The sequence below is a fragment of the Arthrobacter sp. CG_A4 genome (genome assembly GCF_035985125.1).
Taxonomy (GTDB): domain Bacteria; phylum Actinomycetota; class Actinomycetes; order Actinomycetales; family Micrococcaceae; genus Arthrobacter.
Genome location: NZ_JAXCID010000023.1, coordinates 1 through 15,271 on the forward strand (window position 1 = coordinate 1; position 15,271 = coordinate 15,271).

Sequence of the window (15,271 nt, forward strand, 5' to 3'; positions counted from 1 at the left end):
ACCCCGGCCGCACCGGCGGCCAACCTGGAAACCCCTACCCGGGGTGGGGCCAAAACAAGCGACTAACCCGGGGCCAAATCAACTTGCTATTCCCACCGCCCCAAGGGACATGCCCCGCGGCGAGGGCAGCGGGTGGGCATAGTGTCATTATGCCCAGTCCCGGGTGCGAAAAATGGGCATGTCCCGCTGGACTGGACACCGCCCCAAGGGACATGCCCCGCGGCGAGGCCGGCGGGTGGGCATAGTGTCATTATGCCCAGTCCCGGGTGCGAAAAATGGGCATGTCCCCCGCGCGCGAATACGTCCAGGCGCTGCCTGAGCCCCCGGCGAACCAAGGAAAATGCCCGCTAGCGCACGTATCTCAGGGTCACCAGCTGGAAGGGCCGGAGGGCCAGTTCCGCGGAATCGCGGCCTGCTGCCACGCCCGGTGACGCCACCGGCCGCTCCAGGAGGTCCACGGTGTGGACGCCAGCGACGTCGAAGTTGGCCGTCACAAGTCCCGTGGACCGCTCCCCCAGTGACTCGTACACGCGCACCACCACATCCCCCGAACCGTCTTCAGCAAGCTTGACGGCCTCGATGACCAAGGCCTGGTTGGACACGGTGAACAACGGCTCCACCCCATGGGCACCCTTGAACAACCGCGGCGCCAGGTTGGTGCGGTAGCCCTCCTCGACGGCCCCGGCGATGCTGGCACCGGGCCTGATCGTCACGTTCAGTTCATGCCGGCCGTGGTCCGCTCCCGGGTCCGGGAACTTGGGGGCGCGCAGCAGCGAGAGCCGCACGGTGGTGGTGGTTCCGCCGTCGTCCTCCCGGATGTTCCGGGTGACGTCGTGGCCGTAGGTGGAAGAATTGGAAACCGCCACCCCGTAGCCGGGTTCGGCGACATGGATCCACCGGTGCGCGCAGATCTCGAACTTCGCCGCCTCCCAGGAGGTATTGACGTGGGTCGGGCGGAACACATGCCCGAACTGGGTCTCCGAGGCCGAGCGGTCTGCCCGGACGTCGAGTGCAAAGCCGAGCTTCAGCAGCTTCTCGCTTTCCTGCCAGTCCACGGCCGTGGAAATGGACAGCGACTCCGAGCCCGCCTCGAGCGAGATCCGCTGCGTTATCGCCGAGGAGCCGGACAGCCGCTCCACCACAACGACGGCGTCACGGCCACCGCGTTCCAGCGTCACCGAGCGGGCCTCCGTCAGCGGGACCACGTTGCGGCGATAGAAGGCATCGATGTCCCAGGCATCCCATTCGTTGGGAGTGTCCCGGTGAAGTTCGAGGAGATTGCCGACCTGCCCGGGCGCCATCGCCTCGCGCCCGCTGGCGTAGTCCATCAGGGACATGAGCAGCCCATCCGCATTAACGACGGCGCGGATGATGCCGTTGTCCAGGATGTAGCCGCCCCCGGACTCGGTGACCAGCACGGGGTGCTCCGCCCGGACCGGCTCGGCGGCGGCGAGGGCGGGGACACCCTGGCGCGCGTGCGGAGCGGCGTTGAGCAGGAACTCCCGCTCGCCGCTGCCGAGCACCGCCGTGGCCGCATCCGCGATGATCGCCTCCAGCTGCTTCCCGACGGCGGCGTAGTTCCGTTCGGCGTCCTGGTGCACCCAGGCGATGGAGCTGCCGGGAAGAATGTCATGGAACTGCTGCAGCAGGACCAGTCGCCACAGGCGCTTGAGTTCGGCCGCCGGATAGCTGTAGCCGCGGCGTACCGCGGCCGTGGCGCACCAGAGTTCCGCCTCCCGCAGCAGGTGCTCGCTACGCCGGTTGCCCAGCTTGGTCTTGGCCTGGCTGGTGTAGGTGCCGCGGTGCAGCTCCAGGTACATTTCGCCGACCCAGACGGGAAGCGACGCGGATTCGGCCTCGGCCCGGTCGAAGAAGCTCGCGGCCGATCCGAGCCGGACCTTCGGGGATCCCTCAAGGTCCGCCGTGCGGCGCGCCGCCGCGAGCATCTCGCGGGTGGGACCGCCGCCGCCGTCGCCGTAACCGAACGGGACCAGCGACGTGGTGCCACGGCCATGGTCCCGGTAGTTCCGCTCGGCATGGGCGAGCTCCCGGCCGCTCAGCTCCGAGTTGTAGGTGTCCACCGGCGGGAAGTGCGTGAACAGCCGCGTGCCGTCGATTCCTTCCCAGTTGAAGGTGTGGTGCGGCATCTTGTTGATCTGGTTCCAGGAGATCTTCTGAGTCAGGAACCAGTCACTGCCGGCGGCCTTAACGATCTGCGGCATGGCAGCGGAGTACCCGAAGGAATCGGGAAGCCAGGCTTCCCGGCATTCCACGCCGAATTCGTCGAGGAAGAAGCTCTTGCCCTCCAGAAACTGGCGGGCCATCGCCTCCCCGCCGGGCATGTTGGTATCGGATTCGACCCACATGCCGCCCACCGGGACGAACTGGCCGGTCTTGACCTTGTCGCGGATCCGCCCGAACAGCTCCGGATACAGCTCCTTGATCCAGGCAAGCTGCTGGGCCGAGGAGCACGAAAACACGAAGTCGGGCTCCTCGTCCATCAGCGCGATGACGTTCGAGAAGGTCCGGGCGCATTTGCGGATGGTTTCCCGGACAGGCCACAGCCAGGCGGAGTCGATGTGCGCGTGGCCGGTGGCGTGAAGCTGATGGGCCGAGGCATAGGCCGGCCGGGACAGGACAGCGGTGAGAGCGTCCCGGCCAGCGGCTGCGGTTCCGGGCACATCGTCGGGATCCAGGATGTCCAGCATTCGCTCCAGCGCCCGCAGGATCTCGTGACGGCGGGGCAGGTCCATCGGCAGTTCGTGCATCAGCCCGCTGAGCGTCCAGATGTCCTGCCGCAGCTCCCACACGGTCTGGTTGAACTCCGCGATGACGATCCTGCCCAGCCGGTATTTCGGATCGCTGCCCGCAGTTGCCTTGTCACCGTAAGGGGTTGCCGCGAAGGTCCATCCCTGCGAGAGGTCGGGGTTCGCCGCGGCTTCGACGTAAAAATCGACGGACACGCCGCTGCCCAGCAGCTTGAGCGGGATGTACTGGTTCCGTGGGGAGATGGCCTTGATGATGGTTCCGTCGGGCCGCCAGGCGATTCCTTCGCACTGGAACCCTGGCAGGTCCGTGCCAAAGCCGAGGTCCACCACGATTTCCACCGAGGTGTCCGCCGCAGCCCCCCAGGCGGCCGGAACTTCGCCCTGCAGCCTCAGCCACTTAGTGCTCCAGGGCCTCCCCCAGGCGGCACCGTGCTCCTGCGGGGTGAACTCTTGCCGGAGTGCTTCCATGACCGGCACCGGCTCATCGGGGACGTCCCAGCTGCTCAAAGCCAGCGACACACTGCGCGGGTAGACCGCTGGGACAATGCGTTCACGCACGAAGCGGTCCAGCCGGACTTCCGTGAGACGGCGGTCGTCGTGCAATGTGATCCTCTTAGCGCTGGCGTGGATGTCGCTGAGTCGCATCCAATTGATGGATAAAACTTACTCCGCCGGGAGCCAGCGACCAAGCGCCGAGCCGAGTGTGACTGTCAGCCCGCCACGGGCGCGGGGACGGACACGCGGCCCTGCCCGGCGTAGACGTTCAGCGAGGTGCCGCGGCTGAACCCCGCCAGGGTCATTCCGCTGGCCTCCGCCAATTCGACCGCCAGGCTCGACGGCGCGCTTACAGCCGTCAGTACCGGGATGCCGGCCAGCGCGGCCTTCTGGACCAGTTCGAACGAGGCCCGTCCGGATACCTGCAGCACGGTTCCGCTCAGGGGCAGCATGCCTTCGCGCAGGGCCCAGCCCACCACTTTGTCCACGGCATTGTGACGGCCGACGTCTTCGCGCAGGCAGAGTAGTTCAGCGGAGCCGTCGTCGGCGATCCGGAACAGCCCGGCAGCATGAACGCCGCCGGTGACGTCGAAAACGGCCTGGGCCTCCCGCAGCAACCCCGGCAGCGAGGCGAGCGTTGTCACCGGCACCGTGAGCGGGTCCTCGGCAGGGCTGAAATGCGAGGACTTATGCACGGCGTCGATCGAATCCGTGCCGCAGATCCCGCAGGAACTGGACGTGAAGATGTTCCGTCCCGTGTCGGGCCGCACCACGTCGGGCCGCAACTGGGCTTCCACAACATTGAATGTCTGGACACCGCTTTCGTCTTCGCCCGCGCAAAACCGCAGGGAGACGAGCTGCTCAGGGCTCCAGATGACACCCTCGGAGACCAAAAAACCGGCTACGAGGTCAAAGTCATTGCCCGGGGTGCGCATCGTGACGGAGAAAGACAGGCTGCCGATCCGGATTTCCAGCGGCTCTTCGACGGCGAGGACGTCCTCGCGGTGGCGGACCGGGAACTCGAGGGCCCCGCGGGATCCGTCCAGAACAAATTTATGCACCTTGCGGCGCTGCGTGACGCGGCCCATCAGGTAATCCTCACCAACATAGTTCCATCATTGCAAGCGCGCGGCCGGGTGGCCAGCGCGGGGAGTTCGGGCGCGGCCGGCTACCCAAGCAGGGCGCTCCAGTCCACCGGCCCATTGGTACCGGCAGACTTCCGGATAGTCCGTTTCGGGGCGGACTTCGGTTTCGCCCCGTCAGCCGCCGGCTCCGGTATGGGGCCACCCCACGGCAGCGCGAAGGCCGGGACCGGCTCCCCCAGTTGTACGCCGTGGGGCGGAACCACCAGCACGCCGTCGGCGGCGGCCAGACCCCGCATCATCCCCGGAGCCGTGTGCCGAGCCGGCGACGCCATGCCGTAGAGCAAGCGGAACGGCATCAGCCGGGTACGGCCTGGATCCGGTTCGATCATCGAACCGCACGGCACCTGGCCGACGGGCGGTAGCTTCCGGTGCCCCAGCGCTGCCAGGAGCGGGGCGCCGATAGTAGCAAGCGCCATCATGGCCGCGAGCGGATTCCCCGGCAGGCCGAGAATGAAGCGGCCGTCCGGCAGCTCGGCCAGCACGGCCGGGTGGCCGGGGCGCATCGCGATGCCGTCGATCAGCAGCCGCCCCCCGAGCTCGGCGACCGAGCGCCTGAGATGGTCGGTTCCGGAGCGGCCCGTCCCGCCCGTGGTGATAACGACGTCGGCGGGCAGGGTCTCCGCCGCAGGCGCAGCGTCCGCTCCGGGGGCAGTGGCTGCCCCATTGGTAGCGGCCCCGCCGGTACCGGCCGGTTCGATGTCCTCAAGGGCGCTGAGCCATTCGGCGTAGCTGTCCCCGATCTTCGACTCGTCGGTGCAGATCCCGCCGAGCATCTCCACGACGCCGGCCAGTTGCGGGCCGAAGGTGTCGCGCACTTCCCCCGGCCCTGGAAGGCCCGATGCCATGACCTCGGAGCCGGTGAATAAAAGCCGGACCACGGCTTTGCCGAGCACGGGCAAAGTGTCGTGGCCGGCAAGTGCGGCGAGGGCCAGGTGGGCGGGGTTAAGGATGGTGCCGCCCGCGATGAGCAGGTCTCCGGCGGACGCTTCCTCGGCGGCCCTGCGGATGTGTTCGCCGTTTCGCGGTTCACCGGGCTTGGCGGCGCCGCCGGCCTGCAGCACCGGGAGTCCGTCCTCGTCCGTGCCGAGACTGCCGCTTTCGCTGCGCAGCACGGCCTTCGCGCCGGCCGGGATGAGCCCGCCGGTGACGATGGGGCTTGCCTGGTGCGGAGCCAGCCGGTGGCCGGGTTCCGCCAGGATCCAGGGCCCGCTGCCGTTGACGGCCCAGCCGTCCATCGCCGAGGAGGCATAGTGCGGCATGTCGTGGAGCGCTGCCACGTCCCCTGCCAGGGTGCGGCCCAGGGCGTAGCGAAGCGGCACGGGAGCGGCCGGAATGGGCGCCGCGCAGTCGAAGGCGAGCTGCCGGGCTTCCTGCCAGGTGTGGACGAGGTGCCGGCGCGGCGTACTCGGTCCGGGCGTCTCCGGTCCGGGCGTCTCCGGTCCGGGCGTCTCCGGTCCGGGCGTCTCCGGTCCGGGCGTCTCCGGTCCGGCGGTGTGGTCCGGGGTGTGGTCGTCCCCGGCGGGCGCCGCGCTGCCGTGCGGGGGTGCGGTCGTCATGCCCCGGAGGCTTCACTGGCCTGGTAGTCCTTGGCAAGCTTCCGGGCCACTGCCATGGCGGCCTGCATGGAAGCCGCATCGCTGGCCTGGCCCGAGCCGGCGGCCAGCCCGGCGGCAAAGCCGGCAATGAAGGTGGTCAGCGGGGCTGCGGGGCGCACGATCGAGTGTGCCGCAACGCCCGCGAGGGCCAGGACCTCGTTGATGTCGACCTCGACGTCCTCCAGTTCCAGGGCCTGTTGCAGGGCACGGCACCAGTCTTCCAGCGTTTCATCCTGGGTCTTCACCGTTTGCCTCCAAGGTCGGGGTCAGCTGCGAGGTTCCGGACCGGTTGCCCGGCTGGTGGCCGTGGATCAGTCCGGATACCCCAAGTGCGGAGGCATCGTCCCACGTGTCCACGTCGTCCGTGGCCCCGGAGGGGACAGTCACTTCCCGCACATCAAGACTAGCAAGAAGGCCGGATACCGAAGCGTTTATGAGCATGCCACGGCGTTCAGCTTCATCGACGCTTCTTTGTAGCGCAGTTGTGCCATATAGGCCGACGAGAGGTTGTCTCCGCCCGTCAGCAACCGCCATATAGCCGTCCCCAGGTGGCCCAGCCTCCGGCAAGGGCTGGCCGGAGGGGCTGCTGGTTCCGGCGGCCTCGAGGAGCACTCGCAGGGCGGCATCCACCCGCGGCATGTCGCAGGCCAGGACGAGGGTCAGCGGCGGGGCGACGCCCCCGGACCCCGCGCGGTGGCGTTGGAGCGCGGAGAGCCCGGCCGCAATGGCGGCAGCAGGACCAGCGAACGGCGGATCCTCGCGGCAGCTCAGCACGCCGCCGGGAAGTGTGCCAGGGTCCGGACCGACAACGACGACCGTTCCGGCGCCGCGTGCGGCCTGCAGCGCACCCTCCAGGAGGGTAGCGCCGTCGTACACCAGGCTGGCTTTGGCCACGCCTCCCAGGCGGGAGGACCGGCCGCCGGCGAGAATGACAGCAGCAAATTCCACCAGTCAAGCGTAGCGCGGGACGTGCGGGTCCGGGTGCGCCGTGCGCGGCGGACCGCTCAGGCAGCAGATTCCGGCAACAGGAACGGATCCCAGGCCGGCGTCGGCTTTTCCAGTTCCTTGATCTGCCAGATCGCGCCCTTCGGCGGCCCCGGGACGAAGCTGAGTTTCCAGCCCATCTCGGCCGGTGTGTGGTTACCCTTGGCGTTGTTGCAGCGCAGGCAGGCGGCGACGAGGTTTTCCCACGAGTCCGCTCCGCCCCTGGACTTGGGGTGGACATGGTCTATGGTGTGGGCTGCTTTGCCACAATAGGCGCAGCGCTGAAAATCCCGGCGGAGCACGCCGCGGCGGCTGACCGCCGTCCTGGTGTTGTACCGGGGCCTGATGTAGCGATTCAGCAGAATCACCGACGGCCGGCCTAGGATGTCGGTTGGCCCGACGACGGGATCGTCGCCTTCGGCCACGACGCTGGCCTTCCCAGTCAGCACAAGAACCAGCGCCCGGCGGAAAGTGACTACCGCCAGCGGTTCATATCCAGCATTCAGAACGAGAGTGCGCATCCGCATACCTCTTAACGGCCGCACCCGCCAGGGGCACAAGGGCCGGCTGCCCTGTGCATGGTCGGGCTATGGATCGACACCACAAGAGTAAACACGCGAGTGCCGGATCACCGAATTTCCATAGCCGGTGCTCACCCGTGTCGGCTGAAATTCATGCTCCGGCAACGCAAAGGACCCCTGCCGGGAGGGCAGGGGTCCTTTGGTGTCGCTGGAAGGGGTTGTCTTAGCCGCCGACGCGGATGAAGACCGGGCCGGAGCCGACGTTGACGCTTTGCAGAGAGGTGGTTCCGCCATTCCAGCCGCCGTGGACGGCCTTGCCGCCGCCGACGTAGACAGCGATATGCGCCACACCCGCGCCGCCGTTCTGGTAGTAGGCGAGATCGCCCGGCTGTGCCTCAGCGGCGCTCACCGTGCGGCCGAGGGACAGGTACCCTGCCGGCCAGCCGTGGTAGTTGATGCCGGCGGCAGCCAGTGAGTTCGTGACCAGCCTGGTGCAGTCCTGCCCGACGCCGAGCTGGGCGTAGGCAGCGGACGCGATGGTGGAACCCATGCCGCTGGCAACGCCGGCCGCAGCCGGTGCGGAAGCCGGTGCAGCGGCGACGGTGTTAGTGCCGACGGTCTTGACAGTGGCGGTCTTGGTCGCGGCGGTGCTGGTGCTGGCGGCCCGGGTGGCGGTCGGAGTTTCCTGGACCTTGACGACGGGCTTAGGGGCCTCGATAACCGGAGCGGCAGTGGTCGTGACGGCCGGCTTCTCGTAGGAGATCGCAATCGTGGAAGCAGCCGAGATGGCTGCCGGAGCTGCCGACTGGACTTCGAGCGTGGAAGCGGAGGTGGATTCGCGCTGAACGTTGGTCTCAGCAGCGTTGGCTGCAATACCGCTGGTCAGAACCAGACCGGAAGCGGCAGCGATAACTGCAGCCTGGCGGCCCATGCCTCCGGCATTGTGGCCGACAGTCTTGGCAATGACGGCCAGCGAGTTGGTCTTGGTGACCTCGGCGCGGTGGCGTGCGTTTGCACTAGTAGTCATTAAGTTCTCTCTTTCGTGATCCTTGGACTGCGCTTTTCAGGCGCAATCTGAGGACGCTCCGGCATCTTGGGGGTACGCCGGATCGCCCCGAATGGGTTACTTAGCGAAGGGTGTACTGCGAAGATGCGCCAAAAACGGCCACGGAATGCAGGTGCGTAGATTGCAGTCCGGAATCAGCAGAGGTTGAGCCGGCGGTGTGGGATCCGTTGCGGGCGCCGGCAAGGGCAGCACGATAGGTGGATTCCGGCGGGCTCGTAAGAGATGCACAAGCGCTGTAAAGCGCAGCATTGCGGCGTGAAGACACGAAAAGAAGCCTCTCCCAATGCCTGCGAGGTGAGCTGTCGGATTCGGATGGGAGTCACCCGGCCGCGCTGCTTCCTGGGAAGCTTTGCGACTTAACCCCAAGGTCTTCTTGCGAAGACCAAAATTGGTTCCCCCGCCCCTGCCAGACGATGTCATGCGGACGGACCTTGAGCGGTGGCAGAGCTAGGCAATCCACTCAAGAGCGCCAACTTCGGAAAAGTTGGCGTACCTCATACGGTACAGCAATTGGGGTTCAATGTCACATTCAGATCACGGCGCGTCACAGAAATGCGAGAGTGACCCATCGGCTTGGCTAGAGCCAGCCGGTGGGGTCGACAACTTCTCCGTTAACCATGACCTCGAAGTGGAGGTGGCAGCCGGTGGAGGCCCCGGTGGTCCCGGCCATCGCCACGGCATCGCCGCGGGAGACCTGCTGCCCGACGCGGACGCTCGAGGAGCTGAGGTGGTTGTAGGTGGTCTCCAGTCCGTTGCCGTGGTCGATCACCACGCGGTTTCCGCCACCGTAAGGGTGCCATCCGGCAAACGTCACGGTGCCACTTGCGGCGGCGTTGACTGCTGTTCCGCACTGGGCCGCGAAGTCCTGACCGCGGTGGAACTCGCCGGAACCGCCGGTAATGGGGCTGACACGCAGCCCGAAGGGCGACACGGAATCCATCCGCTCCAGCGGTGCACCAAGGCTTCCCGAAGACGCAGCACGCGTGATGGCGCCAGCGGCTTGGGCGCTCAGTAACTGCTTAAGCTTCCCGTCCGGATCGCCCTGCGTGGTGACGGCACTGCGGTTAAATTCAATCTTGGCGGCGGCAGGCGCAGTGACATCCGGCTGTGCCGCGGCGGAGGCCTCGGCAGAGGCTGAACTGACGGGCGGGCCGGCGTTGGTGACCGCGACCGGACCGGTCGCGGGGACGGTAACCGTCAGGACCAGACCTGTGGCGGCCAAGGCAATACCGGCCTTCTGCCCAACGCCGCTGGCGGCGGCGAAGTCGGTGACCTGCCGGAACGGGCTGCGCCGGCCCCGGCGTTCATCGCGGTGCGCGTCGCGCGGACGGTCGGCCAATGCGGCGACGGCCGGACGTGGCTCCGGGGCGGGACCGGCCGCACGACGGCGGCCCCTGGCGGTCTGGGTGGTCAAAAAGTAGTTCCTCTCTGGAGAGCCTGCGGAGTTAGCTGTCGGATTCGGGTCAGAGATCTAAGACCCGGTCCGCCGTAAGCAAGCACCCAGACACAAAGAGGTCCAATAAAGTCCCTCACTGGAGTGTGCTTGCCGCTGGCGGACTTCACCCCAAGGCTGTGTTGAAACAGCCGGAAGTGGTTCCCCCGCCCCTGCCAGAAGGTGACTCTGTTACTGATCCGCTGGCAGAGCTCGGCTTCGAATCAGATAACGCTTTGGTATCGGTACTGGTCATCAACTATAGGCGATGAAGCCGCCCAGTGATAAATCCGTTATCGGCGGTTGTGCATAACTCGTGGGTCATCCCACGAGTTATGACCCGGAGATGTGACCCGGGAGGTGTCAGCCGACGGTAACAAAAACGTGGGCAGCGACCTCGGGCGGCAACTCAAGGGCACCTTCGATCTCCGGCACCCGGACCGAGATGTATTCCCCGACGCGTTCCAGCGAAACCCGGGCACCGGGACGGATCCCTCCCTCGTCGAGCTGGACCAGCAGTTCCGGCTCCACCTGGATGGGCTCGGCAAGCCGGTCGACCGTAATCCGGGAACCGGCCCCGTAGCCGGCCATAGCCTCAAGCAGGTTCACGACGCCGTCCGCGTGCGGCAGGGACGGCGGACCCCCGAGGTCAGCGAGGCCAGGAATCGGGTTGCCGTAAGGGGAAACGGTCGGGTGGTTGAGCAGTTCAAAGATCCGCCGCTCCACGCGCTCGCTCATCACGTGTTCCCAGCGGCAGGCTTCCTCGTGGACGTAGGCCCAGTCGAGGCCTATCACGTCCGCCAGCAGGCGCTCGGCGAGACGGTGCTTGCGCATAACGCCAATGGCGCGTTTCCGGCCGGTTTCGGTCAGCTCGAGGTGCCGGTCGCCGGAGACAACTACCAGCCCATCACGTTCCATCCGTCCGATGGTCTGGGAAACTGTGGGGCCGGAGTGGCGGAGTCGCTCCGCGATGCGGGCGCGGAGGGCGATGATGTTTTCCTCTTCAAGCTCCAGGATGGTCCGAAGATACATCTCCGTGGTATCGATCAGATCCGTCATTCAGCTCAGCTCCTCGAGCGCCGTCCTTGCGTCATTTCCCGCCGTACCGCGTGCGGGATGAGCCCTGGCGAGCTCGGCCGTACGCTCGCAGGACAGCCTAGCCTATTTTGAGTTTGTCCGGATAATCTCCCGGAACGGTTCGATGACCGGACTATGACGGACTCCTTTCCCGCCAGCCCTCCGCAGTCAGGCAGAATGAAAAGTAGGCTCCCTCGCACCCAGCACGCCGGGCCACCTCCGGAGCCACACTTTGTAGCAGTCGAAAATTGGAGCCACGTGAGCGACACCAGCATCACTATCCCCGCAAACCTCCTTCCCCAGGACGGCCGGTTCGGCGCCGGACCGTCAAAGGTCCGACCGGAACAGATGGAAGCCCTCGCCTCATCGGCGATGCTGCTGGGTACATCCCACCGCCAGGCACCGGTCAAGAACCTCGTAGGCTCGGTCCGTCACGGTCTCAGCCGGTTCTTCCGTGCCCCCGAAGGCTATGAGGTGGTCCTCGGGGTCGGCGGTTCCACGGCGTTCTGGGACATAGCCAGCTTCGGCCTTGTGGAGAATAAGGCCCAGCACCTGTCTTTCGGCGAGTTCGGCTCGAAGTTCGCCGCGGCCACGAACAAGGCTCCGTTCCTTGCTGAATCCTCCATCATCGAGTCCGAGCCCGGTACTCGCCCGGAGGCCACGGCGGAGGCCGGGGTTGACGTGTACGCGTGGCCGCAGAACGAGACCTCCACCGGCGTTGCCGCCCCGGTCCAGCGCGTGGCCGGTTCCGATGAGGGTTCCCTCGTGCTGGTCGATGCCACGTCCGCGGCCGGCGGCCTGGCCGTGGATGTAGCCGAGGCTGATGTTTACTACTTCGCTCCGCAGAAGAACTTCGCATCCGACGGCGGCCTGTGGCTTGGTCTGTTTTCCCCGGCGGCGCTGGAGCGTGCGGCCCGGGTCAAGGCCAGCGGCCGCTGGATTCCGGACTTCCTGGATCTTCAGACGGCGATCGATAACTCACGGCTGAACCAGACGTACAACACCCCGGCGCTGGCCACCCTAGTCACACTGGACGCCCAGGTGCAGTGGCTCAATGCCAGCGGCGGGCTCGACTTCGCCTCGGCCCGGACTGCGGATTCGGCCGGGCGCATCTACCGCTGGGCCGAGGCCTCCGGCTATGCCACACCGTTCGTGGCTAAGGCCGAGGACCGCTCCAACGTCATCGCCACGATCGACTTCGACGACTCGATCGACGCCGCGGCAATCGCCACGGTGCTCCGCTCCAACGGCATCGTGGACACCGAGCCGTACCGCAAGCTGGGCCGCAACCAGCTGCGTATTGCCACGTTCGTGGCAATCGAGCCGGACGATGTGTCGGCGCTGCTCGAATGCATCGACCACGTCGTGGGGGAGCTCACGAAGTAGTCCGTCTGCGCGGCCGACCGCCGAAAGCAGAATGCAGAATGCAGAATGCAGAATGCAGAATGCAGAATGCAGAATGCGGAATGCAGAATGCAGAATGCAGAATGCAGAATGCAGAATGCAGAATGCAGAATGCGGAATGCAGAATGCAGGCTGCTGACCGCCGGCTGCGTCAGCGATCGACGGCGTCGTCCGGGTTTGCCGTCTGGCCGGCGTCGTCCGGGTTTGCTGCCTGGCCGGCGCCGTCCGCGTTGCCGCCGGCACCGCCGGCACCGAGGCCGGATTCGACGTGGAAGTATCGTAGCCCTCGGGCCCTGCGGTCGAAACGGATCCGCAGCCGCCTGGCCCGGATGATCCATAGCAGCCCAATCAGCGCGGCGATCAGGCCCGAAGCGGCCGCTACGCTCATGGACCAGCGGGGGCCGGCGACGTTGGCGACCCAGCCCACCAGCGGCGCCCCGATCGGTGTGCCGCCCATGAAGATCGCCATGTAGAGCGCCATCACCCGGCCGCGCATCACCGGGTCCGTGGTCGTCTGGACGTAGCTGTTTGCGCTTGTCATCATCGTGATCGCGAAAAGGCCCACGGGGACCAGCGCGGCGCCGAACCAGAAGTAGTCCGGTGCCAGCGCCGCGATGCCCGCGGTCACACCGAAGGCCCCGGCGGCCCCGAAAATGAGCCTCAGCCGGGGCTTCTGCCGGCCGGCCGCCAGCAGCGCGCCGGTCACGGAGCCGATGGCCATGATCGAGTTCATCAGCCCGAAGGCGCCGGCGTCGAGGCCGAATTCCGTACCGACCATGGCCGCGATGAACAGCACGAAGTTCAGCCCCAGGGTTCCCACGATAAAGATCGCCACGAGAACCACCACAATGTCCGGCCGGTACCGTACATAGCGAAGCCCTTCCCGGATCCGGCCCTTGCCCGCGGCCGCCTTCGGAAGCTGGCGGAGCGAGGCCGCTGGAATCTTCCACAGGCTCAGCAGCAGCGCCACAAAGGTGAGGGTGTTGATCAGGAAAACCCAGCCGGGGCCGACAGCCACCGTCAGGATTCCGGCTACCGCGGGGCCGATCATCCTGGCTACGTTGAAGGATGCACTGTTGAGGGCCACCGCGTTGGGCAGGTAGTCGTCGCGGACCAGCTCAGAGACGAAGGTCTGGCGCACCGGGGCATCGAGGGCGGACACGACGCCCAGCAGCAGGGCAAAGCCGTAGACGTGCCAGAGCTGCGCGGCGCCGATGACCACCAGGATGCCCAGGCCCGCGCTGAGCAGCGCCATCACGGACTGCGTTGCGACCAGCAGCCGTTTGCGGTTGAAGCGGTCCGCCACGAGCCCCGCCACCGGAGCCAGGAAAAGCTGGGGTCCGAGCTGCAGCGACATCGTGATGCCCATGGCGCCCGCGTCGTGCTCGGTCAGGTGGTCAAAGACCAGCCAGTCCTGGGCCGTGCGCTGCATCCACGTGCCGATGTTGGAGACGACCGCCCCGATGAACCAGATCCGGTAGTTCAGGACGTGCAGGGACTTGAAGGTGGACGTCATGCCCGGCCCCCGCAGTCCATTTCCCCAGCCGGTTCCAACCCTTAGTCGGGCTCGTCGGAGGCTGCTTCGCCGGATGCATCTTCGTTTGAGGCTTCATCGTCGTCCACATCAGCGTCGTCGTCGTCCACGTCGTCGGCGTCGTATTCGTCATCGGCGCCGTCGGCGTTGCCGTCCGCGTCGTCAGAGTCGTCTTCGGGGGTAGTGCCGTCTTCCGCGGAGTCGTCCTCTGCCGGGTCAGCCCCTGCTGAGGCGTCGTCAGTGCCGGGCTCAGCAGCACCCTGGTCCCGGGTCTCGGCACCGGCGGCCGGGGCCTCGTCCCCCTGTTCGTCCCCGGGGCGGACGCGTTCGGCCCACGGGACCCACTCGGGCGCCAGGATGGCATCCTCGGAGGGCAGCAGGCCCAATTCATCGACCGTGACGACCTTGGACCGCGAGTTGCGGGTGAGTACTGCGTACCACTGCCAGCCCCCGTAGCCGGCCAGCTTGGATTCGAAGAGGTGCGTGACCAGGCGGTCACCCTCGCTCTTGGCGCCCAGGTGCCGGCCGATCTGCCCGGCCGGGGCGATGCCCTCAACAGCGGTGCGGGCGACGTCGACGGCGGCGGCCAGGACGGCGTCGGCCTTGCCAGTGCGCCAGACGGGAACCCCAGCGCGGGGCTTGGCTGCGGCGGTCTTGGCTCCGGCTGTGCCGGGGGCCACGGGCGCGTTCTGTTCAGGTTCCGGAGTCATCGGGAGCCCTATACGTCCAGCTCGTCGGCAACCTTACGCAGGGCGACGGCGATCGCCTTACCCTTGTTGCCTTCCGGGTATTTTCCGGCGGAGAGAGTCCCGGACAGGTTATCCAGGACGGAGACGAGGTCCTGCACCAGCGGCGCGAGATCGCTGGCGCTGGGCCGCTTGGCTTTGGCGATGGACGGTGTTTTGTCGAGCACCCGCAGGCCCAGCGCCTGGGCGCCCTTGCGTCCGTCGGCCACACCGAACTCGACGCGGGCGCCGGCCTTCAGCTCCGTTACGCCCTCGGGCAGTGCGGACTTGGGCAGGAAAACTTCCTGGCCGTCCTCGCCCGCGAGGAAACCGAAGCCCTTTTCCTTGTCATACCACTTGACCTTGCCGGTAGGCACGTAATCAACCTTCTTCGTTCTGCTGGGGACACGGCCGGCAGCCACCGCATCCGTATGGATATGCGGGTTCAGGGTGTGACGGCCTGGACCATGTTGGTCTGTTCCCCCAAGGTTATCCTGCCCGACCCGGTTTGCGGCGTTGGGGCAC

General features: G+C 66.8%; 13 protein-coding genes and 2 riboswitches. Of the genes, 1 reads left to right on the plus strand and 12 read right to left on the minus strand.

Annotation, left to right across the window (positions count from 1 at the left end):
- Positions 1 to 347 precede the first annotated feature (347 nt).
- The 9 genes from RCH07_RS11155 to RCH07_RS11195 form a co-directional block, all read right to left on the minus strand.
- Entirely contained in the window at positions 348 to 3,371 is a 3,024-nt protein-coding gene (locus tag RCH07_RS11155) for an alpha-mannosidase (protein WP_326967589.1), read from the minus strand.
- Positions 3,372 to 3,478: 107 nt separating this feature from the next.
- A complete protein-coding gene (gene fdhD, locus RCH07_RS11160; RefSeq protein ID WP_326967535.1) occupies positions 3,479 to 4,351 on the minus strand; it encodes a formate dehydrogenase accessory sulfurtransferase FdhD in 873 nt (290 codons plus the stop codon).
- An 80-nt stretch (positions 4,352 to 4,431) separates the two neighbouring features.
- Complete coding sequence (locus tag RCH07_RS11165; RefSeq protein WP_326967536.1) at positions 4,432 to 5,964, minus strand: molybdopterin molybdotransferase MoeA; 1,533 nt, start codon at positions 5,962 to 5,964, stop codon at positions 4,432 to 4,434.
- Positions 5,961 to 6,248, minus strand: coding sequence for a DUF6457 domain-containing protein (locus RCH07_RS11170; RefSeq protein WP_326967537.1), 288 nt, complete (start codon positions 6,246 to 6,248; stop codon positions 5,961 to 5,963). The genes RCH07_RS11165 and RCH07_RS11170 overlap by 4 nt, the downstream gene beginning before the upstream one ends.
- On the minus strand, positions 6,232 to 6,951 hold the full coding sequence (gene mobA / locus RCH07_RS11175) for a molybdenum cofactor guanylyltransferase (protein WP_326967538.1): 720 nt from the start codon (positions 6,949 to 6,951) through the stop codon (positions 6,232 to 6,234). The genes RCH07_RS11170 and mobA overlap by 17 nt, the downstream gene beginning before the upstream one ends.
- Positions 6,952 to 7,007: 56 nt before the next feature.
- Positions 7,008 to 7,508 (minus strand): HNH endonuclease, encoded by a 501-nt coding sequence (locus RCH07_RS11180; RefSeq protein ID WP_326967539.1) that lies wholly within the window; start codon positions 7,506 to 7,508, stop codon positions 7,008 to 7,010.
- Positions 7,509 to 7,731: 223 nt separating this feature from the next.
- Positions 7,732 to 8,535 carry an NlpC/P60 family protein gene (locus RCH07_RS11185; protein WP_326967540.1) on the minus strand — a complete coding sequence of 268 codons (804 nt, stop codon included), beginning with the start codon at positions 8,533 to 8,535 and terminating at the stop codon, positions 7,732 to 7,734.
- A 309-nt stretch (positions 8,536 to 8,844) separates the two neighbouring features.
- Positions 8,845 to 9,014: riboswitch (cyclic di-AMP (ydaO/yuaA leader) on the minus strand.
- Positions 9,015 to 9,151: 137 nt separating this feature from the next.
- On the minus strand, positions 9,152 to 9,988 hold the full coding sequence (locus RCH07_RS11190; protein ID WP_326967541.1) for a M23 family metallopeptidase: 837 nt from the start codon (positions 9,986 to 9,988) through the stop codon (positions 9,152 to 9,154).
- A gap of 5 nt (positions 9,989 to 9,993) precedes the next feature.
- Positions 9,994 to 10,205: riboswitch (cyclic di-AMP (ydaO/yuaA leader) on the minus strand.
- Positions 10,206 to 10,369: 164 nt separating this feature from the next.
- Positions 10,370 to 11,065 carry a metal-dependent transcriptional regulator gene (locus RCH07_RS11195; protein WP_326967542.1) on the minus strand — a complete coding sequence of 232 codons (696 nt, stop codon included), beginning with the start codon at positions 11,063 to 11,065 and terminating at the stop codon, positions 10,370 to 10,372.
- A gap of 276 nt (positions 11,066 to 11,341) precedes the next feature.
- Between RCH07_RS11195 and serC the strand changes: the two genes are divergently transcribed.
- The gene (serC, locus tag RCH07_RS11200; RefSeq protein WP_326967543.1) at positions 11,342 to 12,469 is read left to right on the plus strand and encodes a phosphoserine transaminase; all 1,128 of its coding nucleotides are present in this window, start codon (positions 11,342 to 11,344) and stop codon (positions 12,467 to 12,469) included.
- Between the two features lie 169 nt (positions 12,470 to 12,638).
- Here the strand turns inward: serC and RCH07_RS11205 are convergent, their stop codons facing one another.
- Genes RCH07_RS11205 through RCH07_RS11215 form a run of 3 tightly spaced genes read right to left on the minus strand, consistent with a single transcriptional unit; the run spans position 12,639 to position 15,123 of the window.
- Positions 12,639 to 14,003, minus strand: coding sequence for an MFS transporter (locus RCH07_RS11205; protein WP_326967544.1), 1,365 nt, complete (start codon positions 14,001 to 14,003; stop codon positions 12,639 to 12,641).
- A 41-nt stretch (positions 14,004 to 14,044) separates the two neighbouring features.
- Entirely contained in the window at positions 14,045 to 14,731 is a 687-nt protein-coding gene (locus tag RCH07_RS11210; protein ID WP_326967545.1) for a DUF3027 domain-containing protein, read from the minus strand.
- A gap of 8 nt (positions 14,732 to 14,739) precedes the next feature.
- On the minus strand, positions 14,740 to 15,123 hold the full coding sequence (locus RCH07_RS11215) for a cold-shock protein (RefSeq protein WP_326967546.1): 384 nt from the start codon (positions 15,121 to 15,123) through the stop codon (positions 14,740 to 14,742).
- Between the last annotated feature and the right edge of the window lie 148 nt (positions 15,124 to 15,271).